Source organism: Mycobacterium sp. Marseille-P9652 (assembly GCF_902652685.1).
Classification (GTDB): domain Bacteria; phylum Actinomycetota; class Actinomycetes; order Mycobacteriales; family Mycobacteriaceae; genus Mycobacterium.
This window is the reverse complement of the sequence record NZ_CACRUY010000002.1, coordinates 247,684-273,130: the sequence shown is the minus strand read 5'-3', so window position 1 is coordinate 273,130 and position 25,447 is coordinate 247,684. Positions and strand designations below refer to the sequence as shown.

At 69.4% G+C, this 25,447-nt stretch carries 20 protein-coding genes; 2 read left to right on the top strand and 18 right to left on the bottom strand.

What is annotated here, in order from left to right; translation table 11 throughout:
• Positions 1 to 33: 33 nt before the first annotated feature.
• The gene (locus tag GPY60_RS02545; RefSeq protein WP_156685990.1) at positions 34 to 2,088 is read right to left on the bottom strand and encodes an NAD(+) synthase; all 2,055 of its coding nucleotides are present in this window, start codon (positions 2,086 to 2,088) and stop codon (positions 34 to 36) included.
• A gap of 59 nt (positions 2,089 to 2,147) precedes the next feature.
• On the opposite strand from GPY60_RS02545, the gene GPY60_RS02540 reads away from it, so the two are divergent.
• Together GPY60_RS02540 and GPY60_RS02535 are read left to right on the top strand one after the other, a co-directional pair.
• Entirely contained in the window at positions 2,148 to 2,687 is a 540-nt protein-coding gene (locus GPY60_RS02540) for a cysteine hydrolase family protein (RefSeq protein ID WP_156685989.1), read from the top strand.
• 87 nt (positions 2,688 to 2,774) lie between these two features.
• Positions 2,775 to 3,644, top strand: a complete 870-nt coding sequence (locus GPY60_RS02535; RefSeq protein ID WP_156685988.1) for an SIR2 family NAD-dependent protein deacylase — start codon at positions 2,775 to 2,777, stop codon at positions 3,642 to 3,644.
• On the opposite strand, the gene proB is transcribed toward GPY60_RS02535, so the two are convergent.
• From proB to clpX, 17 genes are all read right to left on the bottom strand, one after another.
• Positions 3,641 to 4,747 carry a glutamate 5-kinase gene (gene proB, locus GPY60_RS02530; protein WP_156685987.1) on the bottom strand — a complete coding sequence of 369 codons (1,107 nt, stop codon included), beginning with the start codon at positions 4,745 to 4,747 and terminating at the stop codon, positions 3,641 to 3,643. The two genes, GPY60_RS02535 and proB, sit on opposite strands and share 4 nt — an antisense overlap.
• A 48-nt stretch (positions 4,748 to 4,795) precedes the next feature.
• A complete protein-coding gene (gene obgE / locus GPY60_RS02525) occupies positions 4,796 to 6,250 on the bottom strand; it encodes a GTPase ObgE (protein ID WP_156685986.1) in 1,455 nt (484 codons plus the stop codon).
• Between the two features lie 53 nt (positions 6,251 to 6,303).
• Entirely contained in the window at positions 6,304 to 6,570 is a 267-nt protein-coding gene (rpmA, locus tag GPY60_RS02520; RefSeq protein WP_156685985.1) for a 50S ribosomal protein L27, read from the bottom strand.
• A gap of 12 nt (positions 6,571 to 6,582) precedes the next feature.
• Positions 6,583 to 6,894, bottom strand: a complete 312-nt coding sequence (gene rplU / locus GPY60_RS02515) for a 50S ribosomal protein L21 (RefSeq protein WP_156685984.1) — start codon at positions 6,892 to 6,894, stop codon at positions 6,583 to 6,585.
• A 202-nt stretch (positions 6,895 to 7,096) separates the two neighbouring features.
• Complete coding sequence (locus GPY60_RS02510; RefSeq protein ID WP_156685983.1) at positions 7,097 to 9,856, bottom strand: Rne/Rng family ribonuclease; 2,760 nt, start codon at positions 9,854 to 9,856, stop codon at positions 7,097 to 7,099.
• 305 nt (positions 9,857 to 10,161) lie between these two features.
• Complete coding sequence (gene ndk / locus GPY60_RS02505; RefSeq protein WP_156685982.1) at positions 10,162 to 10,572, bottom strand: nucleoside-diphosphate kinase; 411 nt, start codon at positions 10,570 to 10,572, stop codon at positions 10,162 to 10,164.
• A gap of 99 nt (positions 10,573 to 10,671) precedes the next feature.
• Positions 10,672 to 11,061 carry a DUF4233 domain-containing protein gene (locus GPY60_RS02500; RefSeq protein WP_156685981.1) on the bottom strand — a complete coding sequence of 130 codons (390 nt, stop codon included), beginning with the start codon at positions 11,059 to 11,061 and terminating at the stop codon, positions 10,672 to 10,674.
• Positions 11,058 to 12,509, bottom strand: coding sequence for a bifunctional tetrahydrofolate synthase/dihydrofolate synthase (gene folC / locus GPY60_RS02495; protein ID WP_156685980.1), 1,452 nt, complete (start codon positions 12,507 to 12,509; stop codon positions 11,058 to 11,060). Before folC ends, GPY60_RS02500 begins: the two co-directional genes overlap by 4 nt.
• Complete coding sequence (locus GPY60_RS02490; RefSeq protein WP_156685979.1) at positions 12,506 to 15,151, bottom strand: valine--tRNA ligase; 2,646 nt, start codon at positions 15,149 to 15,151, stop codon at positions 12,506 to 12,508. The genes folC and GPY60_RS02490 overlap by 4 nt, the downstream gene beginning before the upstream one ends.
• Positions 15,152 to 15,240: 89 nt before the next feature.
• Entirely contained in the window at positions 15,241 to 15,858 is a 618-nt protein-coding gene (locus GPY60_RS02485; protein WP_156685978.1) for a LysM peptidoglycan-binding domain-containing protein, read from the bottom strand.
• A gap of 245 nt (positions 15,859 to 16,103) precedes the next feature.
• On the bottom strand, positions 16,104 to 17,360 hold the full coding sequence (locus tag GPY60_RS02480) for a saccharopine dehydrogenase family protein (protein ID WP_156685977.1): 1,257 nt from the start codon (positions 17,358 to 17,360) through the stop codon (positions 16,104 to 16,106).
• 73 nt (positions 17,361 to 17,433) lie between these two features.
• On the bottom strand, positions 17,434 to 18,009 hold the full coding sequence (locus tag GPY60_RS02475; protein WP_156685976.1) for a transglycosylase family protein: 576 nt from the start codon (positions 18,007 to 18,009) through the stop codon (positions 17,434 to 17,436).
• A 950-nt stretch (positions 18,010 to 18,959) separates the two neighbouring features.
• Complete coding sequence (gene mobA / locus GPY60_RS02470) at positions 18,960 to 19,556, bottom strand: molybdenum cofactor guanylyltransferase (protein WP_156685975.1); 597 nt, start codon at positions 19,554 to 19,556, stop codon at positions 18,960 to 18,962.
• A 15-nt stretch (positions 19,557 to 19,571) separates the two neighbouring features.
• Complete coding sequence (locus tag GPY60_RS02465; RefSeq protein WP_156685974.1) at positions 19,572 to 20,663, bottom strand: 2-oxoacid:ferredoxin oxidoreductase subunit beta; 1,092 nt, start codon at positions 20,661 to 20,663, stop codon at positions 19,572 to 19,574.
• Complete coding sequence (locus tag GPY60_RS02460) at positions 20,660 to 22,636, bottom strand: 2-oxoacid:acceptor oxidoreductase subunit alpha (protein WP_156685973.1); 1,977 nt, start codon at positions 22,634 to 22,636, stop codon at positions 20,660 to 20,662. The genes GPY60_RS02465 and GPY60_RS02460 overlap by 4 nt, the downstream gene beginning before the upstream one ends.
• Positions 22,637 to 22,868: 232 nt before the next feature.
• Positions 22,869 to 24,113: an MFS transporter gene (locus tag GPY60_RS02455; protein WP_156685972.1), complete on the bottom strand. Its 1,245-nt coding sequence runs from the start codon at positions 24,111 to 24,113 to the stop codon at positions 22,869 to 22,871.
• Positions 24,114 to 24,157: 44 nt separating this feature from the next.
• Positions 24,158 to 25,438: an ATP-dependent Clp protease ATP-binding subunit ClpX gene (gene clpX, locus GPY60_RS02450; protein WP_156685971.1), complete on the bottom strand. Its 1,281-nt coding sequence runs from the start codon at positions 25,436 to 25,438 to the stop codon at positions 24,158 to 24,160.
• Between the last annotated feature and the right edge of the window lie 9 nt (positions 25,439 to 25,447).

Genomic DNA, 25,447 nt, shown 5'->3' with positions numbered 1-25,447 from the left:
AACCGCGCGCCCAGGGGCTCTACGCCCAAACGGCTAGCCCTCGGGAATCTCGCGCTCGATCTCGTCGAGCCAGATGCGCGCGGACATGTCCGAGGGGGCCCGCCAGTCCCCGCGCGGGGACAGCGCGCCGCCGTGCGACACCTTGGGGCCGTTGGGCAGTGCGGAGCGCTTGAACTGGCTGAACGAGTAGAAGCGCTGGGCGAACACGCCGAGCCAGTGCCGAATCTCCTTCAGCGAGTACGAAGGCCGCTTGTCCTCGGGGAAGCCCGGCGGCCAGTTGCCCTGCTCTGGGTCGCTCCACGCGTGCCAGGCCAAGAAGGCGATCTTCGACGGCCGGAACCCGAAGCGCAGCACGTGGAAGAGCGAGAAGTCTTGCAGCGCATAGGGTCCGACCTTGTCCTCGCTGCTCTGCAGCTCCTCCTCCTCGCCGCTGGGGACGAGCTCCGGGGAGATCTCGGTGTCCACCACGGACTGCAGCACGTCGGTGACGTCCGACTCGAACTGCCCGGAACCGATGACCCAGCGGATCAGGTGCTGGATCAGCGTCTTGGGCACACCGCCGTTGACGTTGTAGTGCGACATCTGGTCGCCCACCCCGTATGTCGACCAGCCGAGCCCGATCTCGGAGAGATCCCCCGTGCCCAGCACGATGCCGCCGCGCTGGTTGGCGAGCCGGAAGAGGTAGTCGGTGCGCAGCCCGGCCTGGACGTTCTCGAAGGTGACGTCGTAGACCTTCTCGCCCCGCGCGAACGGATGACCGATCTCGGCGAACATCAGCTTCGCGCTCTCGGTGATGTCGATCTCTTCGAACGTGACACCCAGCGCGCGGCAGAGTTCGATCGCGTTGCGCTTGGTGCGGTCCCCCGTCGCGAACCCCGGCAGCGTGAACGCGAGGATGTCGCTGCGCGGCCGCTTTTCGCGGTCCATCGCGAGCGCCGCGACGATCAGCGCGTGGGTCGAGTCGAGCCCGCCGGAAATCCCGATGACGATCTTCGGGAAGTCCAGTGCGCGCAGCCGCTGCTCGAGCCCGGCGACCTGGATGTTGTAGGCCTCGTAGCAATCCTGTTCCAGCCGTTCGACGTTGGCCGGGACGAACGGGAAGCGCTCGACCTCGCGGCGCAAACCGATGTCGCCGCCGGGCGGGTCGAGCCGAAACTCGATGCGGCGGAACGACTCCGACGTGCCGTGGTGGCGCCGGTTGTCGTCGAAGGTGCCCATGCGCATTCGTTCGGACCGAATCAGGTCGGTGTCGACGTCGGCGACGCTGCGGCGCTCCTCTTTGGGAAAGCGCTCGGACTGGGCGAGCATCACGCCGTTCTCGTAGACCATGGTCTGCCCGTCCCAGGCCAGGTCGGTGGTGGACTCGCCCGCCCCCGCGGCGGCGTAGACGTAAGCGGCCAGGCAACGCGCGGACGCCGAGCGGGCCAGCAGGCAACGGTCCTCGGCGCGCCCGATCGTGATCGGGCTGCCGGACAGGTTGGCCAGCACCGTCGCTCCCGCCAGGGCGGCCTCGGCGCTGGGCGGAATCGGCACGAACATGTCCTCGCAGATCTCGACGTGCAGGACGAATCCCGGCAGGTCGGAGGCGGCGAACAGCAGGTCCGGACCGAACGGCGCCTCGAAAGAGTCGCCGATGCGGATGACGCCGCGCTCGTCGTCTCCCGGCGCGATCTGGCGGCGCTCGTAGAACTCGCGGTAGGTCGGCAGGTAGGACTTGGGCGCGACGCCCAGGACCGTGCCGCGGTGGATGATGACGGCGGTGTTGTAGATGCGGTGCCGGTAGCGGAGGGGGGCGCCGACCACCAGCACCGGCAGGAGATCCGCGGAGGCCGCGACGATGTCGGCGACGGCGCGTTCGACGTCGTCGAGCAGCACGTCCTGCAGCAGGATGTCCTCGATCGAGTACCCGGAGAGCGTCAGCTCGGGGAACACGGCCACCGCGACGGCCTCGTCGTGGCAGTCGCGGGCGATCCGCAGAACGGCCTCGGCGTTGGCCGCCGGATCACCGATCGCCGTGTGATGGGTGCACGCGGCGACTCGGACAAACCCCTGGCTGTAGGCGTTGTAAAAGTCCTTCACGGAATCCATGGCCCTCCCATTCTCGCCCCCCGGGTGTCAACCAGTGCCCGCCGGGTATCCCGGAAGACATGAGCGACACGGCAGTCCTGGTGGTCGACATGATGAACACCTATCAGCATCCGGACGCTGAGGAACTAGTACCCAATGTCGCCGCCATCATCGACCCCCTCGCCGACCTCGTCCGGCGCGCACGGGAATCCGGGGACGTCGACCTGGTCTACGTCAACGACAACTACGGCGACTTCAGCGCCCAGTTCTCCGACATCGTTGCCGCCGCGCTCGACGGCGCCCGGCCCGACCTGGTGAAGCCGATCGTCCCGTCCGACGAGTTCCGGGTGATGACCAAGGTGCGCCACAGCGCGTTCTACGCGACGGCGCTGGCCTATCTGCTCAACCGCCTGGAGACCAAGCGGTTGATCATCACCGGCCAGGTCACCGAGCAGTGCATCCTCTACACCGCCCTGGACGCCTACGTCCGCCACTTCCCGGTCGTCATACCCACCGACGCGGTTGCCCACATCGATGCCGAACTGGGCCAGGCGGCGCTGAAGATGATGGAGCAGAACATGTCCGCCGAACTCACGACGGCCGCGGACTGCCTCGGTTAGTCGCGCGAGCGTGCGCAGAGTGACGGCGTCAACGGCGTGTCGGCGCGCAGACACGCACGCTCGCGCACAGCGGTTACCCTCGATGAGGTGACCGCGCGCCACCCCGAAGCCCCGGAACTGGTGGCGCTATTGACCGGCCGACGGGTCGCCGTGCTCACCGGCGCCGGGCTCTCCACCGACTCGGGCATCCCGGACTACCGGGGACCGGACTCGCCGCCGAGCAACCCGATGACCATCCGACAGTTCACCTCCGATCCGGCGTTCCGCCGGCGGTACTGGGCCCGCAACCACGTGGGATGGCGGCACATGGCCGATACCCGGCCCAACGCCGGGCACCGCGCCCTGGCCGCGCTCGAGCGCGCCGGCGTGGTGACCGGGGTGATCACCCAGAACGTCGACCTGCTGCACACCAAGGCAGGCAGCCGCAACGTCGTCAACCTGCACGGCACCTACGCGCGGGTGGTCTGCCTGGGGTGCGGCGACACGATGAGCCGCGCCGCGCTGGCCGAACGGCTCGAGGCCCTGAACCCGGGCTTCACCGAGCGGGCCGCCGAACAAGCGCGAGCGGTAGGCGGCCTGGCCGTGGCGCCCGACGCGGACGCCGTCGTCGGCGACACGACGTCCTTCGAGTACCTCGACTGCGCCCGCTGCGGCGGCATGCTCAAGCCCGACATCGTGTATTTCGGCGAGAGCGTCCCCAAAGACGTTGTGACGCGGGCATATTCGCTGATCGAGGAGGCGGACGCGCTGTTGGCCGCGGGCTCGTCGCTGACCGTCTTCTCCGGTTACCGGTTCGTGCGCCACGCCGCCGCCCGGGGCATCCCGATCGGGATCGTCAACCGGGGCCGCACCCGCGGTGACGACCTCGCCACCATCAAGGTCGACGGCGGGTGTTCGGAGCTGCTGGTGCTGTTGTCCACCGAACTGGGGGCGCTGGCGCGGGTGGCCCCGCGCTAGTTGATCACGACGAGGTCGTCGGCGTGGACGGCCGGCCGGCGCAGCTCCGCCGGCAGCTCGGAGGTCGATCGGCCCATCATGGTGGCGAGTTCGGCTGCGTCGTAGGCGACCACGCCGCGCGCGACCATGGTCGTGTCCGGTGCGCGCAGCTCGACGACGTCGCCGGCGTAGAACCGGCCCGAAACCGCGGTGATGCCCGCCGGCAGCAGGGAGCGCCGCTGGTGCGACACCGCGCGCACCGCGCCGTCGTCGAGGGTCAACGAACCGGCCGATTCGGCGGCGTAGCGCACCCAGAATCGGCGCGCCGACATCCGGTCGGGCCGCGCGGCGAACACCGTCCCGGACGACGCGTCGGTGAGCGCGGTCGCCGCGTCGGCCGCGGCCGCCAGCAGGACCGGCACCCCGGCGTCGGCGGCCAGCAGCGCCGACGACATCTTCGACGCCATCCCGCCGGTCCCCAGCGCGCTGCCCGGCCCCGCGACCACACCGTCGAGGTCGGCCGCCCCGGACACCTCCGCAATGAACCTCGCGCCCTTGAACTTTCGGGGATCGGCGTCGTAGAGACCGTCGATGTCGGAGAGCAGGACCAGCGCCTCGGCGCCCACCAGGTGGGCCACCAGCGCCGACAGCCGGTCGTTGTCGCCGAACCGAATCTCGTTAGTGGCCACCGTGTCGTTCTCGTTGACGATCGCCACCGCATGCAGCGCCCGCAGCCGGTCCAGCGTGCGCTGGGCGTTGGTGTGCTGGGCACGCATGGAGATGTCGTGCGCGGTCAGCAGGACCTGCCCGACCGTGCGCCCGTACCGGGCGAACGCCGCGCTCCAGGAGTTCACCAACGCCACCTGCCCGACGCTGGCGGCGGCCTGCTTGGTCGCCAAATCCTTTGGCCGGCGGGTCAATCCGAGCGGCTCGATGCCGGCGGCGATGGCGCCGGACGAGACGATGACCACGTCGGTGCCCGCCTTCATCCGCGCCTCGATCGCGTCGGCCAGCCCGGCCAGCCGGCCCGCGTCGAACACACCCGACGGGGTGGTCAGCGCGTTGGTGCCGACCTTGACGACCAGGCTGCGGGCGGTACGGATCGCGTCGCGATGCTCACTCAACGGCGCCGCTCCTCCTCATCGCTTCGCTCTGCATCGTCGCCGGCGCGCTCACGACTGCTCACCCGGTTCCTCACCTCGTTCCCGGCGCTGACGCCGGGCGGCCTTGCGCTCGGCGGCCCCGACCCGCTCGCTCTGTTCCAGCCGCGCATCGGTGCCCCGGCCCGACATCGCGACGTGGTGTCCCGCGGGCGTTTGCGGCTCCCAGTCGAACGTCATGTCGCCGATGGTGACCGCGCAGCCAGGTTCGGCGCCCAGCCGCAGCAGCTCGTCCTCCACGCCGAGGCGGGCGAGCCGGTCGGCCAGATAGCCGACCGCCTCGTCGTTGTCGAAATTGGTCTGCCGGACCCAACGCTCGGGGCGCGCGCCGCTGACCACGAACCCGCCGTGCCCGTCGGCCTCGACCGAGAACCCGCTGTCGTCGACCGGCACGGGGCGGATCACCGGCCGTCGCGGCACGACCGGCGGCTGGGCGGCCCGATAGTCCGACACCATTCGCCACAGCCCGAAGATCAAGGGCTGCAACCCTTCCCGGGAGACCGTCGACACCAGGTACACCGGCCACCCGCGCTCGGCGATCTCGTCGCGGACGAACTCCGCGAGCTCGCGCGCCTCGGGCACGTCAATCTTGTTGAGCACCACCGCCCGCGGCCGCTCGGCGAGGTCGCCCAGCGTCGTGTCCCCTTGCAGGGTGGGCGTGTACGCGGCGAGCTCGGCCTCCAGCGCGTCGATATCCGAGATCGGGTCGCGGCCCGGGTCGTTCGTCGCGCAGTCGACGACGTGCGCGAGCACGGCGCAGCGCTCGATGTGCCGCAGGAAGTCCAGGCCCAGGCCGCGGCCTTGGGACGCACCGGGGATCAGCCCGGGGACGTCGGCGACGGTGAACGTCTGCTCGCCCGCGGAGACCACGCCGAGGTTCGGGACCAGCGTCGTGAACGGGTAGTCGGCGATCTTGGGCTTGGCGGCCGAGATCGCCGACACCAGCGACGACTTGCCGGCGGACGGGAACCCGATCAGCCCGACGTCGGCCACGGTCTTGAGTTCGAGCGTCAGGTCGCGGGATTCGCCCTCCTCGCCGAGGAGCGCGAATCCGGGCGCCTTGCGGGCCCGGGACGCCAGCGCGGCGTTGCCCAGGCCGCCGCGGCCGCCGGCGGCGGCCTCGAAGCGGGTGCCGACGCCCACCAGGTCGGCCAGCAGCCGACCGTTGGAGTCCAGGACGACGGTGCCGTCGGGAACCTTCACCTCCAGGTCCGCGCCGGCGGCGCCGTCGCGGTTGTTGCCCATCCCCTGCTTGCCCGACGGCGCGGTGATGTGCGGACGGAAGTGGAAGTCCAGCAGCGTGTGGACCTGGGGGTCCACGACCAGGACGACGCTGCCGCCGCGGCCGCCGTTGCCGCCGTCGGGGCCGCCGAGCGGCTTGAACTTCTCGCGGTGGACCGAGGCGCAGCCGTTACCGCCGGAACCCGCCCGCGCGTGAATGACGACTCGATCGACGAACCGGGGCATCGTGGGTCCTTCCCCACGCCGAACGTGCGACTACTGGTGCACGCTCGCGATGGTCAGTCGGTGGTCTGGCCGGCCGCGACGATGTTGACGGTCTTGCGGCCGCGCTTGATGCCGAACTCGACGGCCCCGGACGCCTTGGCGAACAGGGTGTCGTCGCCGCCGCGCCCGACGTTGACACCGGGATGGAACTTGGTGCCGCGCTGCCGCACGATGATCTCGCCGGCCTGGACGACCTGGCCGCCGAACCGCTTGACGCCCAGCCGCTGCGCGGCTGAATCGCGGCCGTTGCGCGAGCTGGACGCGCCCTTCTTGTGTGCCATGTCTGTCGCCTTCTACTTGATCCCGGTGACCTTCAGGACCGTCAGCTGCTGACGGTGCCCTTGGCGCTTGTGGTAGCCGGTCTTGTTGCGGAACTTGTGGATGCGGATCTTGGGGCCCTTGGTGTGCTCGAGGACCTCGCCGGTGACCGCGACGTTCGCCAGCGCGGAGGCGTCGCTGGTGACGTTCGCGCCGTCCACGACCAGCGCGACGGGCAGGGAGACGCTCGCACCGGGCTCGGAGTCGATCTTCTCGACCTTGACGACGTCCCCGACGGCGACCTTGTACTGCTTGCCGCCGGTCTTGACGATTGCGTAGGTCGCCATCGGTGCTCCTGCTCCTCTTCGCCGCTCGCTCGGCGCTTCGCGCGCCAACCACCGGCGATGGTCTTGGTGGGTCTTCGTGCGGGTCGTGCCGGTGTCCGGGAGGCCCCGCCCGTCGCCGGCCGTGTTGCTATCCGGCCTGGCGACAACTGTCCAAGGGTACTTGACCAGCGGCTAGAGGGTCAAACCGCCGGGTCAGTCCCGGTCAGTCCGCATGGATCGGCGGCCCGGCCGGGCGGCCCGCCGCGCGGCGCCGGCGCGGACGGCCGAACGTCGAGCCCAGCTCGACGCCTCCGGAGGGCTCGCCATCGTCGTCGCCGTTGTCGTCGTCGTCGTCCGAGTCGTCGCCGTCATCGCTGTCGTCGTCGTCGGAGTCGAGCTCGTCGTCGTCGAGCTCGAGGTCCTCGTCGTCGTCGCCGAGGTCTTCCTCGTCGTCCAGGTCCTCGTCGTCGTCGAGCTCGTCCTCGTCGGTGTCCTCGAAGTCCTCCCGGTCGGTGGAGTCGCCGACCGCGGTGCTCACCGGTTCCTCGGGGCGCTCGTCGGTTTCGGCGGCCTCGCCGGCCTCGCCGGATTCCTCGTCGTCACGAGCGGAACCGGCGGCCATCGCCTTGAACATGGGGTGTTCGCCGGGGGCGTGGGCGGGCACCTTGGCCACGGTGGGCTGATCGGCGGGCTCGTCGGCCTTGCCCTTCTTCGACCGCCGGCCGCGGCGGCCGCCGGACTCGGACTTGCGGCCGTTGGTGGGGGCCGAGTCGACCGGGTCGGCGTGCAGCAGGATCCCGCGGCCGCCGCAGTTCGGGCAGGACGTCGAGAACGCCTCGATCAGCCCGGTGCCCAGGCGCTTGCGGGTCAGCTGCACGAGCCCGAGCGACGTCACCTCCGACACCTGGTGGCGGGTGCGGTCGCGGGCCAGCGCCTCGGTGAGGCGGCGCAACACCAGGTCGCGGTTGGACTCCAGCACCATGTCGATGAAGTCGATGACGACGATGCCGCCGATGTCCCGCAGCCGCAGCTGACGGACGATCTCCTCGGCGGCCTCGAGGTTGTTCTTCGTGACCGTCTGCTCGAGGTTGCCCCCGGAGCCGGTGAACTTGCCGGTGTTGACGTCGATGACGGTCATCGCCTCGGTCCGGTCGATCACCAGCGTGCCGCCCGAGGGCAGCCACACCTTGCGGTCCATCGCTTTGGCCAGTTGCTCGTCGATGCGGTGCACCGCGAACACGTCGGGAGGCGCCACCCCGTCGGTGGACTCGGCCTTGTCGTACTTCGTCAGCTTCGGAACGAGTTCGGGCGCAACGGAACTGACGTACTCGTTGATCGTGTTCCAGGCGTCGTCGCCGGAGACGATCAGGCCGGCGAAGTCCTCGTTGAACAAGTCGCGGATGACCTTGACCAGGACGTCGGGCTCCTCGTAGAGCGCCACGGCGGCGCCGGCGGCCTTCTGCTTCACCTCGGCGGCCTTGGCCTCGATCTGCTTCCAGCGCTCCTGCAGGCGGGTGACGTCGTCGCGGATGCCCTCCTCTTTGACGCCCTCGGAGGCGGTGCGGATGATCACCCCGGCGTCGGAGGGGACGACCTCGCGCAGGATCTCCTTCAGGCGCTGGCGCTCGGTGTCGGGCAGCTTGCGGCTGATCCCCGTCGACGATGCCCCCGGCACGTAGACCAGGTAGCGGCCCGCCAGCGACACCTGCGTGGTGAGCCGCGCGCCCTTGTGTCCGACCGGGTCCTTGCTGACCTGGACCACCACGTAGTCGCCGGGCTTGAGCGCCTGCTCGATCTTGCGGTCGGAGCCGCCCAGGCCGGCCGCCTCCCAGTTCACTTCGCCGGCATAGAGGACGCCGTTGCGGCCGCGGCCGATGTCGACGAACGCCGCCTCCATCGACGGCAGCACGTTCTGCACGATGCCCAGGTAGATGTTGCCGACCAGCGACGCGGACGCCGCGGACGTCACGAAATGCTCGACGATGATGCCGTCTTCGAGCACCGCGATCTGGGTGTAGCGCGCGCCCGGGTGCGGCGGTTCGGTGCGGACGCGGTCGCGGACCACCATCACGCGCTCGACGGCCTCGCGGCGCGCCAGGAACTCCGCCTCGGTGAGGACGGGCGGGCGGCGCCGTCCGGCGTCGCGTCCGTCGCGCCGCCTCTGCCGCTTGGCCTCGAGCCGGGTGGACCCGTCGATGCCCTTGATCTCCGAGGTGGACGTGCCACCGCCGGAGTCGCCGCCCTTGCCCGAGCGCGAGGGTCGCTCGTGCACCACCGTGTTCGGCGGGTCGTCGGTTGAACCGTTCTCGTCGCTGTCGTCGCCCGACCCGGACTTGCGCCGCCGGCGGCGACGGCGCCGGCGATTGCCCGCCTCGGAGCCGCCGCCCTCGTCATCGCCGTCGTCAGTGTCGGAGTCCTCGCCGTCGTCGTCCTCGGAGTCCCGATCCTCGTCCTCGTCACCCGAGTCGGGGCCGCCCTGTTCACCGCGCCCGCGGCCGCGGCCCCGGCGGCCCCGGCGGCGGCGCTTGCCGGCCGGCCGGTCGCCCTGGTCTTCGTCGTCGGTGTCCGGCTCGTCGCCGTCGTCGGAGTCCTCGGCGGCGTCGTCGTCGCTGTACTGGGGCCGCGCCGTCTCGACCGGCTGCGGCGCGACGAACAGCGGCATGTCCTGCGGATCGGTCGCGCTCCCCGACGATTGCGGCCGCGGCTGTGCGGGCCGCGAGACCGGAACCGGAGCATGGCTGAATCCGGGGATGTTCTCTAAAGGCTTGGCGAACAACAAGTCTCGGACCCGCAGCGCATCCTCGCGGCTCACCCCGGAGTGCACGCTGCGCGTCTGTCCGTCGAGCGTGGTGAGCGCATCGAGCACCTCGGTGTTGGTGCTGCCGAGCGCCCGCGCCAGCTGGTGAACCCTCAGGCGGTCGGGCAGGTCCTCGTGCTGGGCCCGGTCCTCTGCTGGCTCTCTGGGTGGTGCACCGTCTACCACGTATTCTCCTTTAGCCCCCGGGCGCGTCGTGTCGACGCGGCCACGCGAGGGCTTCGTTATGGGCCCGGGTCACTTCTCCCGGGCTTGTGATGGTCTCGCCCCGGGCGGCTCGGAAGAGCTCACTCGGCGCCTGTGCTGAATGTCGGCCTGACATGCCGCGCAACACCGCGGGTGGCAATGGTCGCGCTTGTCGAAGTCTTCATTCGGGTGTCCGAAGCCGGTCCGGCGACGTTCACCCGCAGTCAGTATCCCATATCACTTCGCGGACCCTCTCGCACCTCGGCCGGGAGGGTCGCTCGAGGCGGCTACGCGCCGGGGAACCAGAGCGCGATTTCGCGTTTCGCGGAGTCGGCCGAATCGGAGCCGTGAACCAGGTTGAACTGGGTTTCCAGGCCGTAGTCGCCCCGAATGGTACCGGGAACGGCCTTCTCGACGGGGTCGGTACCCCCGGCGAGCTGCCGAAACGCCGCGATCGCCCGCGGGCCCTCGACAATGGCGGCCACCACCGGCGCCGAGGTGATGAATTCCAGTAACGAACCGAAGAAGGGCTTCCCTTCATGCTCCGCGTAGTGCTGGGCGGCCAGGTCCTCGGTGACGTGGCGCAACTCCAGCGCCGCGATCGTCAGGCCCTTTTGCTCGATGCGGCTGATGATCTCCCCGATCAGGCGCCGTTGCACGCCGTCCGGCTTGATGAGTACCAGGGTCCGTTCGGTCACGGCGCACAGCGTACAGAAATACGAGGGGGTCGCCACCGGTGCGACTAGTCGGGATCGCGAGCGCGGCATCGCCGGGCGAAGCGGGTCGCGACCATCGGGCTAGTCGGGCGGCCGCGTATTGCCGAGTTCGCCCTGGTCACGTCGCCGCACCTCGGCGCGGAAGTAGGCGATCAACGCCCACAGGCCGGCGAACAGCACACCCACGAATCCCACGCCCGGGTACACAGCGAACCCCGCCAGCAGCAGAGCCTGGACGCCCAGGTTGACCCAGATCGCCCACGGCCTGCGCTGCACCCCGGCGAGCAGGACCAGCAGCACGGCCAGGCCGATCAGGTAGGTCAGCGAGACCGACGTGAGGCCGCCGCCGACCGCGGAGACCACCGGTATCGCCAACAACACCACGATCGCCTCGAGGATCAGGGTCAGGGCCATCACGGCGGCGAAGCTCTTCCAGGGATCCGGCCGCTGTTCGTCGATGGGCTCGCTCATTGCGGGTCACGACCGAACAGCGTCCGCGCCGCCCCCGCGGTGACGACCGAACCGGTGATGACGATCCCGGTGCCGGAGAACGCGTCGGCTTCACCGTCCGCGCCCGCGTCCCGGATGGAGTCGTCAACGAGGGCCGTCGCGACGTCGATCGCGTCGCGCAGGGTCTCGGCGGTCGTCACCCGGTCGGGCCCGAACCGCTCCCGCGCGGCGGCGGCGAGCGCATCGACGTCCAGCGCCCGCGGCGACCCGTTGTGGGTCACGACGAGCTGGTCGAACACCGGCTCCAGCGCGGCCAGGATGCCGTCGGCGTCCTTGTCCGCCAGCACGCCCACGACGCCGACCAGGAAGCGGAAGTCGAACTCGCCGTCGAGGGTCTGGGCGAGCGCGGCCGCGCCGGCCGGGTTGTGCGCGGCGTCGATGAACACCGTTGGCGCGCTGCGCATGCGCTCGAGCCGCCCCGGGCTCGTCACGGCGGCGAAGCCGGCTCGCACGGCGTCCACGTCGAGCTGCCGCTGCGCGCCGGCGCCGAAGAAGGCCTCGACCGCCGCCAGCGCCACCGCGGCGTTGTGTGCCTGGTGTTCACCGTGCAGCGGCAGGTAGACGTCGGAGTACACGCCGCCCAGGCCCTGCAGTTGCAGCACCTGCCCACCGATCGCGACCTGGCGGCCGAGGACCGCGAACTCGGAATCCTCGCGTGCCACCGCGGCGTCGGCCCGAACCGTCTGCGCGAGAAGCACTTCCATCGCCTCCGGCGCCTGCCGGCCGATCACCGCGACGGTGTCCGGGGCGCCCTCGGGAGCCCGGGTGATGATGCCGGCCTTCTCCCCCGCGATCGTGGCGATGTCGTCGCCGAGGTAGTCGACGTGGTCGACGGCGATCGGCGTGACGACGGCGACCGGCGCGTCGATGACATTGGTGGCATCCCAGCGCCCGCCCATCCCCACCTCGACGACGGCGACGTCGACGGGCGCGTCGGCGAACGCGGCGAACGCCATCGCGGTGAGCACCTCGAACTTGCTCATCGCCGGACCCCCGGCGGCGCGGGACTGTTCGTCGACCATGAGCACGAACGGTTCGATCTCGCGGTAGGTCTCGACGTACCGGGCGGGGCTGATCGGGCGGCCGTCGATCGCGATGCGCTCCACGGCCGACTGCAGGTGCGGGCTGGTGGTTCGACCGGTGCGCCGGCCCAGCGCGGTCACCAGCGCGTCGACCATCCGGGCCACCGAGGTCTTCCCGTTGGTGCCGGCGATGTGGATCGACGGGTACCCGAGTTGCGGCGAGCCCAGCAGGTCCATCAACGCGCTGATCCGGGTGAGGCTGGGCTCGATCTTGGTTTCGGGCCAGCGCTGGTCCAGCAGGTGCTCGACCTGCCACAGGGACGCGATCTCGTCGGGGGTGGGGGCGGTGTCGGTGCCCGACCCGAACTCGGGCGGCTCTGAAGTCATTGCAGCGCAGCCAGCTTGGCCGTGATGCGGTCGGTTTCCTCCTGGGCGAGCCGCTGCCGGTCGCGGATCTTGGCGACGACCTGTTCGGGGGCCTTGGCGAGGAATTCCGCGTTACCCAGCTTGGCGGCCGTCGACGCCAGCTCCTTCTGCGCTGCGGCCAAGTCCTTTTCGAGGCGGCGGCGTTCGGCGGCGACGTCGATGGTGCCCGAGGTGTCGAGTTCGACGACGACGGTGCCGCCGCTCAGCCGGACCTCCAAGGAGGCCGACGGCCGGAATCCCTCACCCGGCGCGGTGAGCCACGCCAGCGACGTGACGGCGGAGACCTGGCCGCTCAGGTCCGCGTCCTCCACGCCGACCAGCCGGGCCGGCACCTTCTGCCGGTCGGCCAGGCCCTGATCGCTGCGGAACCGGCGGACCTCGGTGACCAGCCGCTGCATGTCACCGATGCGTTGCGCCGCAACGGGATCCAGCGCGAAACCCGACGGCGCCGGCCACTCGGCGATCACCAGCGACTCCTGATCGGTCAACCCCAGCCACAGCGCCTCGGTGATGAAGGGGATGACCGGATGCAGCAGGCGCAGGAGCGTGTCCAGCACCGCGGCCAGCACGGCGGTGGTGTGGGTGATGCCCTCGGCGAGCTGCGTCTTGGCCAATTCCACGTACCAGTCGCAGAATTCGTCCCAGGCGAAGTGGTAGAGCGCCTCGCAGGCCCGGCCGAACTCGTAACCGTCGAACGCCGAATCCGCTTCGGCGCGGACCTCTTCCAAACGTCCGAGGATCCAGCGGTCGGCGTCGGTGAGATCGCCGGGCGGCGGCAACGGTTGGAGCGCGGCGCCGTTGAGGAGCGCGTACCGGGTGGCGTTGAACAGCTTGGTGCAGAAGTTGCGCGACGCGCGGACGTGGTCCTCCCCGATGGCCAGGTCGCCACCGGGACTGGCGCCGCGGGCCAGCGTGAACCGCAGGGCGTCGGCCCCGAACTCCTCCACCCAGTCCAGCGGGTCGATGACGTTGCCCTTGGACTTGCTCATCTTGCGGCCGGACTCGTCACGGATCAGCCCGTGCAGGAAGACGTCGGTGAACGGCACCTGGGGGCCACGGCGTCCGCCGAGCGTGATCGCGTCGTCGCCGCCGACGAAGGTGCCGAACATCATCATCCGCGCCACCCAGAAGAACAGGATGTCGTATCCGGTGACCAGAACGCTTGTCGGATAAAACTTTTCGAGCTCCGGGGTGCTGTCCGGCCAGCCCAGCGTGGAGAACGGCCACAGGGCCGACGAGAACCAGGTGTCCAGCACGTCGGGGTCCTGCTCCCAACCCTCCGGCGGCGCCTCGTCGGGCCCCGGGCACACCTGTTGGCCGTCGGGTCCGTACCAGATCGGGATGCGGTGACCCCACCACAACTGCCGCGAGATGCACCAGTCGTGCATGTCGTCGACCCAGGCGAACCAGCGCGGCTCCATGCTGGCCGGGTGAATCACGGTGTCGCCGTTGCGAACCGCGTCGCCGGCGGCCTTGGCGAGCGACTCCACGCGGACCCACCACTGTAGCGAGAGCCGCGGCTCGATCGGCTCGCCGCTACGCTCGGAATGCCCGACGCTGTGCAGGTAGGGGCGCTTCTCGTCGACGACCCGCCCTTGCGCGGCAAGCGCTTCGCGCACCGCGACCCGGGCCTCGATGCGGTCCATGCCGTCGAACGGCGTTCCGGTGCCGGTGATCCGGGCCTTGGTGTCCAGGATCGAGATCATCGGCAGGCCGTGCCGCAGCCCGATCTCGAAGTCGTTGGGGTCGTGGGCGGGCGTGACTTTGACCGCGCCCGTGCCGAATTCGGGGTCGACGTGCTCGTCGGCGACGATGACGAGCCGCCGGTCGAGGAACGGGTGCGGCAGCGTCGTGCCCACGAGGTGGCGGTAGCGCTCGTCATCGGGGTGAACCGCCACGGCGGTGTCACCGAGCATCGTCTCGATACGGGTGGTGGCTACCACGATGTGCGGTTGGGCGTCGTCCAGCGAGCCGTACCGGAAGGAGACGAGCTCGCCCTCGACCTCTTCGTAGTTGACTTCGATGTCCGAGAGCGCGGTTTCGAGCACGGGCGACCAGTTGACCAGCCGCTCGGCGCGGTAGATCAGCCCGGCGTCGTAGAGCCGCTTGAAGATGGTGCGGACCGCGCGCGACAGGCCCTCGTCCATGGTGAACCGGTCGCGGCTCCAGTCGACGCCGTCGCCGAGCCGTCGCATCTGGCCGCTGATCGCCCCGCCGGATTCACGCTTCCAGTCCCAGACCTTGTCGACGAACAGCTCGCGACCGAAGTCCTCCTTGGTCTTGCCGTCCACCGCGAGCTGCTTTTCCACCACGCTCTGCGTCGCGATGCCGGCATGGTCCATGCCGGGCTGCCAGAGCACCTCGTACCCCTGCATGCGCTTGCGGCGGGTCAGGGCGTCCATCATGGTGTGCTCCAGCGCGTGACCCATGTGCAGGCTGCCCGTGACGTTCGGCGGCGGCAGGACGATCGAGTAGGCGGGCTTGGGGCTGTGCGGGTCCGCCGCGAAGTAGCCCGCGTCGACCCACCTCTGGTAGATCGCGCCCTCCATGGCGCCGGGGTCCCACGACTTGGGCAGGTCGGCGGCGGGTCGGCTGACGGTCACCGGTCAATTCTAGGGAGCGGCGACCGCAGGCCGGAAAGCGCCACCCGGGCCCACAACGCGTGTCGGGCCGCGGCGTTTCGCCGCCGGGTTCAGGGAATGGTGAGCACTTGGCCCGGCTGGATCAGGTCCGGGTTGGAGACGCCGCTGGCGTCGGCGATCACCTGGTACTTGCTGCCGTCGCCGTAGAAACGCTCCGCGATGGCCCACAGCGTGTCGCCCGACTCGACGGTATAGGTCCTCGCGGCCGGTTCCGGTTCCGGTGCGGCAACCGGTTCCGCCGCCGGCTCCGGTTGCGGTTCCGGGCTCGATTCCACGGCCGGCTCCGGCACCGACTCCGCCTCGGGTGCGGCCTCGGGGGCCGGCGGCGGGGGCTCGCTGGTCTCGGTTTTGGTCGACCATGCCGCTCCCCCGTCGGCATACAGCACCAGGTTGCGGTCGTCCTGGAGCACCAGTTTGGGGTTCTTGCTGCCCTGAGTGTTGCTGTGCCACACCGGTTTATCGGCGGTGTAGACGACGAAGTTGCCGTCGGCCTGCACCTCGGCGCGCACCACACCCTGGCCGTCGGTTCCGGTGGCCCAGATGGCCTGGCCGCGGGACGCCAGCACCATGTTGCCGTCCTCCTGCAGCGTCAGGGTGTAGGCCCCGTTGTTGGAGACGAGCGATTCGCCCCGCTCGAGCTTCTCTCCTTGGTTGAGCGTGTCTGACATCACATTCCTCTCGTGAGTGTCCGGCCCATGGGACCGGGGTCGTGGTTCGCTTGCGCGGGCCCAGGGTGTGTCTCGGATGAGCGAGGGTTACCCGCCGGGCGGGATTACTACTTCTTCTTCTTCCCGCAGAGCAGGCCGCCGAGGATGTCGCCCAGCGGTCCCTCCATCGGGATGTCGCGGTGCGCGTTTGACGCAGTTGGACAGTAGTGCAATAGCACCGCGGGCGCGGGCCGTGAATGGTCCGATTAGTTCAACGACTGAACTTCCAGCGACACCCCGGCGGCCGGCAACCGCTCCAACAACGCGTCGCCCATGGCGGCCGCGGGCGTCAGCACGCCACGCAGCTCGGACAGCTTGTCGCGGTCGAGCGCGAGGGTCAGACCCGACTCGCCGAGCAGCACCGACGTGGCCTTGTAACCCGGGTCACCGCGCTGATCCATCCGCGCGACATAGCGGGCGCCGGTGGTCGTGGTGGTGTAGGTCTCGACGCGGTAGTAGCCGCGCTCGCGGGTCCGCTCACCGGGGCCGGTGCCGGGTTTGGGCAGCGCCCGCTCCACCAGGCGGCGCGGCAGCAACCGGAAGAAGCGGCTTCCCAACTCGAACATCGCGTTGCCGACGCCGGTGCCGACGGCCGCCGCCACGGGGGCGACGGCCGACGAGCCCACACTCATGGTCTCGTCGTACCGGAACTGCCGGCCGTAGGCCCAGCCCAGCAAGGCGTTGCTGCGCCGCACGATTCGCGTGTTCGCTGGCGCCATCAGGAACCCCGCGGTCCATATCCCGGCCAGCTCGGGCGCGATCCGGCTTCCGCGCCGCCACGCCAGGTCCGGCTGCGAGCCGAGTTCGGGTTCGGCGCCGCGGTCGGTGCTCAGTGAGTACGGATCGGCGAGCAGTTCGCGTACCTCGGATTCCTTCGAGGCGGCGTCCATGATCTCCACCAACGAAGCGACCGTGCCGCCCGACATCCCGCCGCGCATGGACCGCACCACGAAGTGGGTGTCCCCCAACTCGCCGGCGCCGTCGCGCAGCGCCGCCCGATACAGCGCGTACACCGTCAGATCGGAGGGTATCGAGTCGAACCCGCAGGCGTGCACGATCCGCGCGCCGGTGTCGGCGGCCTGCTTGTGATAGGTGTCGATGCTTTCCCGCATGAACGGCGGCTCACCGGTCAGGTCCGCGTAGTCGGTGCCCGCCGCGGCGCACGCGGCCACGAGCGGCAGCCCGTAGCGGGCATAAGGGCCGACGGTGGTGACGACGACCCGGGTGCGGGCGGCCATCTCGTCGAGGGTCGTCGGTGACGCCGCGTCCGCGGCGATGAGCGGCCAGGACTGCGCCGCCTCGCCCAGGCCGTCACGGATGGCGCGTAGGCGTTCGGTGGACCTGCCGGCCAGCGCGATCCGCGCGTCGCCGGCGGACCTGGCCAGGTACTCGGCGGTGAGCTTGCCGACGAAGCCGGTCGCCCCGTAGAGCACGATGTCGAATTCACGCGGGGTTTCGGTCACCGGCCCGACGCTACAGACAAGTAGTGCCGGGCCAGAGCCCGGCACTACTTGTCACTGCTTCGAAGATCGCGGATCAGCCGCGGCGTCCGCAGACCGGCCACGCGCCGATGCCCTGGGAGTGCAGGACGTTCTCGGCCACGCGGATCTGCTCCTCGCGGCTGGCGCTGGCCGGCGAGCCGGAGCCGCCATTGGCGTGCCACGTGCTCGACGTGAACTGCAGGCCGCCGGAGAAGCCGTTACCGGTGCTGATGCCCCAGTTTCCGCCCGACTCGCACTGCGCGATGGCGTCCCAGTTGACGCTGTACGCCTTGTGCGCCGGAGGCGGCGGCGGGGCGTCCGGCGCCGGGGGCGGCGGCACGTTCGGGTCGAACCCAGCGGGAGCCGGCGGCATGTCGACCGGCGCCAGGGCCTCGGAGACCGCGGGCGGCGGGGGGACGTTGGGGTCGAAGCCCACCGGCGCCGGTGCCGGTGCGTCCGGAGCGGGCGGTGCCGGCGCGTCCGGAGCGGGAGGCGCGGGGGCGTCCGGTGCCCCGGCGGGGGGAACGTTCGGGTCAAGGCCCATCGGCTGCGCGTTCGCGCCGGCGGACGGCACCGTCACCAGCGCGCCCGTGATCGCGGCGAGGATGAGCGTCTTACGGACGTTCTTCAAATCATTTCCTTTCGCGGTGCGCGCGCCAAAGCAAGCCCACGAAAGTGGGCCTTGAGTTCGTGGATGATGCGGAATAGGTGCTTTGGGACGTGCCGTCTCGTTCGGGCACGACAGCGGGGCTTGATCTGCCCGGCGGGGTTCTCCCCGACCGGCCGCGGACGGGTTCGTCGCCGTCCGCAGCGCCGCTCACACGCGGGTCCGTGGATTCAATTTTTTCAACTGTGGGTAACCCGTTGCGGGCTAACAGGGACCGTACGAGACGGGGCAGCGTTCGTCATCTTCGGAATTCGGATGTCTCGGTTCGGTCACGGGCGGATCACGGAGCGGCACAGGAATCGTTCCCGCAGGTCAGTTGCGGGTTTCCGGCGCGAACCCGAAGGCGGCCATCCCAATCGGATCGTGAGCCGAATCACGCCCATTTTGTGAGCTGGCACACGGCTTTTGGAATAGCGGGCGGCCAATATTTCTTCGCTTCCCGCGAGGGTGGCGCGGGGCCAACGGGTTTGGCCCGCGACCAGCTCAGCGGGTGATAACCCGGCCTGTGGCGCAACGTGTCTCGATGTCGGCGATCCGACAACTCGGCGGAGTGCCATGCGGCGCAAGCATGTTGGGGCTGTCCGCCTCGACGGTCACATCGGCCACACGAGCACCAGCGGGGGAAACCACCTCACAGCGACAGCGCCTTGCGACGTGACGCCATGTGGGCGCAACTTTGTGAGCTGCCGACTGGCGCACATCGTCGACGACGTAATGGCGATCCTGCCCGTGCGTCACATGCTCTGTATTGCAACCTCTTTCGCAGATCCGCCGGAAGGATGAAGCCTCGGTGAAATCGAATCGTCAGTGTTGACAACAAATTCGATGAAGAAGCATTGCAGAGCGACAGCTTTGGAACTCAAAGCAGCGAAAACAGTTGTAGGATAACCAGATTCGCAAATAGAGAAGCAGGATTACGCGAGCGCCCGCAGGTCCGCGTCGCTGTTGACGTTGGTGAGGAACCTGGAATCCGAGATCACGATGCGCTGGGCGTCCGAACTGTCGGCCAGCGCGCGCATGCTGCGCTGGCCGGCAGCCACCAGGGCGTCGGCGCGGTCGGCCAGGTCGGTCCGGTAGATCCCCGCCAGGTAGTGGTCCTGCCCGTCCCACGGCAGCACCACCTCGGCGCCCGTTTCCAGGGCCATCCGCATCAGTTCGTCGATGAGCTCGGGCGCCAGGAACGGCATGTCGACCGCGGAGATGAACGCGAAGCGCGCACCGGCCTCACCGGCCGCCCGCAAACCGCGTGCGGTCGCCGGCAGCGGGCCGAGCCCGCGCGACTCGTCACGCACGATCTGAGCCTGCACCGCGGGAAGCGGCTGCCCCTGGGCGGCCATGACCAGAACCGGGTCGCAGCGCTCGGCGAGAACGCCGACCACATGCTCGAGCATGGTGCGGCCATCGGCGGAGCCGGGCACCGGCATGCTTGCCTTGTCGCGACCCATGCGCCGGGAGGCGCCGCCTGCGAGGACGATTCCGGCCAGCGACCCGGCCTCCACTGTGTCGGGCATCAGCTCAGCAACCTCTTAGTCGACGGTCCAGGTATCGCGGCCACGCAACAATGATTGCAGGGCGGCGGTGTCGAAGGCACTCGAGGCCTGCGCGGCGCGGACCTGCGAGCGGGCCGCATCGTCGTAGGTCGGGCGGCTGACGTTGCGGAAGATGCCCAGCACGGTGTGGTCGAGGTTCTGATCGGACAGCCGCGACAGTGCGAAGGCATAGGCGGAGTCGTCGGCGTGCGCGTCGTGGACCACGATCTCGTCGACGGCCACGTCGGCGGTCTTGGCCACGTCCAGGCCGAACCCGGACCGCACCACGCAGTATTCGCCGTTGGCGCCGAAGACGATCGGCTCGCCGTGCCGGACGTTGATCACCCGCTCCTCGGCGCCCTCCTTGCGCAGCGCGTCGAATGACCCGTCGTTGAAAATCGGGCAGTCCTGCAGGATTTCGACGACCGCGGCGCCGCGGTGCTCGGCGGCGGCGCGCAACACCTCGGACAGCCCGTTGCGGTCGGAGTCCAGCGCGCGGCCGACGAACGTCGCCTCCGCGCCCAGCGCCAGGGAGACGGGGTTGAACGGCTGGTCGAGCGAACCCATCGGCGTCGACTTGGTGACCTTGCCGACCTCCGAGGTGGGCGAGTACTGGCCCTTGGTGAGGCCGTAGATCCGGTTGTTGAACAGCAGGATCGTGATGTTGACGTTGCGGCGCAGCGCGTGGATCAGGTGGTTGCCGCCGATCGACAGCGCGTCGCCGTCACCCGTGACCACCCACACCGACAGGTCCTCGCGGGCGAGCGCCAGGCCCGTCGCGATGGCCGGCGCGCGACCGTGGATGGAGTGGAACCCGTAGGTTTCCAAGTAGTACGGGAACCGGCTCGAGCATCCGATGCCGCTGATGAACACGATGTTCTCGCGGCGCAGCCCAAGCTCGGGCAGGAAGTTGCGAATGGTGTTGAGGATGACGTAGTCACCGCAGCCCGGGCACCATCGCACCTCCTGGTCGCTGGTGAAGTCCTTGGCCTTCTGCGGCTGGTCGGTCGTGGGCACACCGTCGTTCTTGTGCAGTTTCGGTGTCAGCCCGAGGTCCGTTCCCGGCAGGCTGCCGATCAGGTCCGTCATTCGATAGCTCCCGCTCCAACCGTTGCCGCCGACATCCGGGCGACCATTGTCTTGTCTTGTTCGATCTCGGCCAGGGTCCCGGCAAGGGCCGCCCGGATGACGCGTCCGATCTCGTCGGCCAGGAACGCAACGCCCTGAACCTTGCTCACCGATTGCACGTCGACCAGGTACTTGCCCCGAAGCAGCAACGCGAGCTGACCCAGATTCATTTCCGGGCAGACCACCTTCGGGTAGCGCCGCAACACGTCGCCCAGGTTCGCCGGGAAGGGGCTCAGGTGGCGCAGGTGGGCGTGCGCCACCTTGATGCCCTTGCGCCGCGCGCGCCGGCAGGCCTCACCGATCGGCCCGTACGAACTCCCCCACCCGATGATGAGCAGCTCGGCGTCACCGGTCGGGTCGTCGACTTCCAGGTCGGGGACGTCGATGCCCTCGATCTTGGCCTGGCGCAACCGCACCATCAGGTCGTGGTTGACCGGCTCGTAGGAGATGTTGCCCGACCCGTTCGCCGCCTCCAGGCCGCCGATGCGGTGTTCGAGGCCGGGCGTGCCCGGAACCGCGAACTGGCGGGCCAGCGTCTCCGGGTCCCGGTTGTACGGCTGGAACGGCTCGTCGGGCCGCGCGAAGTTGTGCTTGATCGGCGGGAGCGTGCTGATGTCCGGAATGCGCCACGGCTCAGAGCCGTTCGCGATCGCGCCGTCGGACAACAGGATCACCGGCGTGTGGTACGACACCGCGATGCGCACGGCTTCGATCGCGGTCTCGAAGCAGTCCGACGGCGACCGCGGCGCCAGCACCGCCACCGGCGACTCGCCGTTGCGGCCGTAGAGCGCCTGCAGCAGGTCGGCCTGCTCGGTCTTGGTGGGCAGGCCCGTCGAGGGGCCGCCCCGCTGCACGTCGATCACCAGCAGCGGCAGCTCGGTCATCACGGCGAGTCCCATCGCTTCGGACTTGAGCGAGACGCCCGGCCCGGACGTGCTGGTGACCCCGAGCGCGCCGCCGTAGGAGGCGCCGATGGCCGCGCAGATGCCGCCGATCTCGTCCTCGGCCTGGAAGGTGATGACGTTGAACTTCTTGTGTTTGGACAGCTCGTGCAGGATGTCCGACGCCGGGGTGATCGGGTAGCTGCCGAGCACCACCTGGATGCCGGCCAGCTGACCCGCGGCCACGATCCCGTAGGCGAGCGCGGTGTTGCCCGAGACCTGCCGGTACTCGCCGGCCGGCAGGCTGGCCCGCGACACCTCGAAGGTGGTGCCGAAGGCCTCGGTCGTCTCGCCGTAGTTCCAGCCCGCCTTGAGCGCCAGCACGTTGGCCTCGGCGACGTCGGGCTTGCGGGCGAACTTCTCCCGGATGAACCGCTCGCTCATCTCGATCGGCCGCCCGTACATCCACGACAGAAGGCCAAGGGCGAACATGTTTTTCGCGCGCTGACCGTCCTTTTTCGATGCGCCGATGGCCTCGACGGCGCCCAGTGTCAGCGTGGTCATCGCGACCGAGTGCACGACGTATTCCTCGAGTTCGTCGGACTCGAGCGGGTTGGTGACGTAGCCGACCTTGGTCAGGTTGCGCTTGGTGAACTCGTCGGAGTTGACGATGACCATCCCGCCGCGCGGCAAATCGCCGATGTTGGCCTTGAGCGCGGCCGGGTTCATCGCGACGAGGACGTCGGGCCGGTCGCCCGCGGTCAGAATGTCGTAGTCGGCGATCTGAATCTGGAAGGACGAGACGCCGGGCAGTGTGCCTGCGGGCGCCCGGATTTCGGCCGGGTAGTTCGGTTGGGTGGCCAGGTCGTTGCCGAAAAGTGCTGCCTCGGAGGTGAACCGGTCGCCCGTGAGCTGCATGCCGTCACCGGAGTCGCCGGCGAAGCGGATGACGACTTGTTCCAGGCGCCGGCGCTCGGACCCGTTGGAAGGAGCGCCGTTACGAGACTTCGACTCGTGAGATTTCGCCCCGGCGCCACTGCCGTTCGGATCCACGTCTTCAGCCCTCCACTGGTTTAACCGGACAGGCACTCCGCGTAGCTCCAGGTTACGCGCCGGCGAAGTAACTTCCCGGGCATCACGATTGATGTCACTGGCGGTATCGAGTATGGCACTGATTGTTAGCGTGCATAGGCATCTCCACGGCCCCGGCCGTGGTGTTGTTGCCCACAAATGCCGACGTCAGCGATGGGCTACTGACGAGTACCCACAAAAACTGTGGCGTTGGTCACGTTCGCGGGCGTGAAGCCGTCCCCGCCGTTTCGGGCATGGCGAACAGATAGAGCAGGAGGCCGGCGGCGGCGATCGCGCCGAGCGACGCGAAGGCCGCGTTGTACCCGGCCGCGACGACGATCCGGCCCGCCACCAGGTTCGACACCGCCGCCCCGATGCCGGTGGCGGCCGTCACCGCGCCGAGGCTGACGTTGAAACGGCCGGTCCCGTGCGTGACGTCCTGGACGACGAGGGGGAACAGCGCACCGACCACGCCCGCGCCGACACCGTCCAGCAACTGGACGCCGACCAGCCAGTAGGAGTTGCCGGACACCGTGTAGAGGAAGCCGCGGGCGGCCAGCACGGCGAACGCGGCCAGAAAGATCGGCTTGCGGCCCCACGTGTCCGCCTTGGCCCCGGCGAGGTAGGCCACGGGAACCATCACCACCTGCGCGGCGACGATGCAGCCGGACATCAGCGCCGTCCCGACGTCCTTGTTGTGCAGCGCCAGGAGCTGGCCGACCAGCGGCAGCATCGCGGCGTTGGCGACGTGGAACGCGACGACGGTGGCGGCGAAGATCATCAGTCGCCGGTTGTGCAGCAGCACCGCCAGCCGCGACGGCTGCTGGTGCGGTTCCCCCCGCTCGTGATCCATGCCGCAGGCGACGTCGTGGTCGATCGCGCCGCCCGGAATTCGGAGCGTCGCAATCACGCTGCCGGCGGCCATGACCGCCAGCACCCAGAACACCACCGCGGGCCCGCAGAAGTAGGCCAGCCCGCCGGTGAGGGCCGCGGCCGACGCGTTGCCGGCGTGGTTGAACGACTCGTTGCGCCCGATGCGGCGGGAGAACAGGCGGGGGCCGACGACCCCCAGCGTGATCGCGGCCAGCGCCGGCGCGAACAGTGAACCCGCGATCCCGGTGAGCGCCTGCAACACCGAGATCGCACGAAAGCCTGGGAACAACGGCATGGCCAAGGAACCGGCCGTGACGGTCAGGGCGGCGACCACAACGAGCGCCCGCTTGGCCGTCGTCCTGTCCACCAGCGCGCCGGCCGGGGCCTGGGCGACGATCGCCCCGATCCCGCCGACCGCCATGACGAAGCCGATCGAGGCCTGGTCCCAGTGATGCGACAGCAGGAGGTAGATGGACAGGTACGGGCCGAGCCCGTCGCGGACGTCGGCGAGCAGAAAGTTGACCGCGTCCAGCGCGCGCGTCAGTCGGGGTGAGACCGCGGTTGGGCGGTCGACGGTCCCGGTCACGCGGGGTCTATACCCTCACGCGACTGGTGAGTAAAAGTGGAGCGCTAGGCGGTCTTGTCGCGCCGCTCGGCGCGCGACGGCTTGCGCGGCACGATCGTCGGAAGCACGTTGTCCTGCACGGTCTCCTTGGTGACGACAACCTTGGCGACGTCGTCGCGGCTCGGGATGTCGTACATGACCGGAAGCAGCACTTCTTCCATGATTGCGCGCAGCCCGCGGGCGCCCGTGCCGCGGTGGATCGCCTGGTCGGCGATTGCCTCGAGGGCGTCGTCGCTGAACTCGAGCTCGACGCCGTCCATCTCGAAGAGGCGGGTGTACTGCTTGACCAGGGCGTTCTTGGGCTCGGACAGGATCTTGACCAGCGACTCCTTGTCCAGGTTGGTCACCGAGGCGACCACCGGGAGCCGGCCGATGAACTCGGGGATCAGCCCGAACTTGATCAGGTCCTCGGGCATGACCTCGGCGAAGTGGTCGGTGGTGTCGATCTCGGCCTTGGACCGCACCTCGGCGCCGAAGCCCAGGCCGCGCTTGCCGACCCGCTCGTAGATGATCTTCTCGAGGCCGGCGAACGCACCCGCGACGATGAACAGCACGTTGGTGGTGTCGATCTGGATGAATTCCTGATGCGGGTGCTTACGGCCGCCCTGCGGGGGAACCGACGCCTGGGTGCCCTCGAGGATCTTCAGCAGGGCCTGCTGGACGCCCTCACCGGAGACGTCGCGCGTGATCGACGGGTTCTCGCTCTTGCGGGCGATCTTGTCGACCTCGTCGATGTAGATAATGCCGGTCTCGGCGCGCTTGACGTCGTAATCGGCGGCCTGGATCAGCTTGAGCAGAATGTTCTCGACGTCCTCGCCGACGTAGCCCGCCTCGGTGAGCGCGGTGGCGTCGGCGATGGCGAACGGCACGTTGAGCATCTTGGCCAGCGTCTGGGCCAGGTAGGTCTTGCCGCAGCCGGTCGGCCCGAGCATCAGGATGTTGGACTTGGTCAGCTCGACCGGCTCGTGCCGGGAGTCGCGGCTCTTCTCGCCGGCCTGAATTCGCTTGTAGTGGTTGTAGACCGCGACTGCCAGCGTCCGCTTGGCGGTGTCCTGCCCGATGACGTAGCCCTCGAGGAACTCCCGGATCTCGACGGGCTTGGGCAGCTCGTCGAGCTTGACGTCGTCGGCGTCGGCCAGCTCCTCTTCGATGATCTCGTTGCAGAGGTCGATGCACTCATCGCAGATGTACACACCGGGGCCAGCAATGAGTTTCTTGACCTGCTTCTGGCTCTTCCCGCAGAACGAGCATTTCAGCAGGTCACCGCCGTCTCCGATGCGCGCCATGGTGCGTAG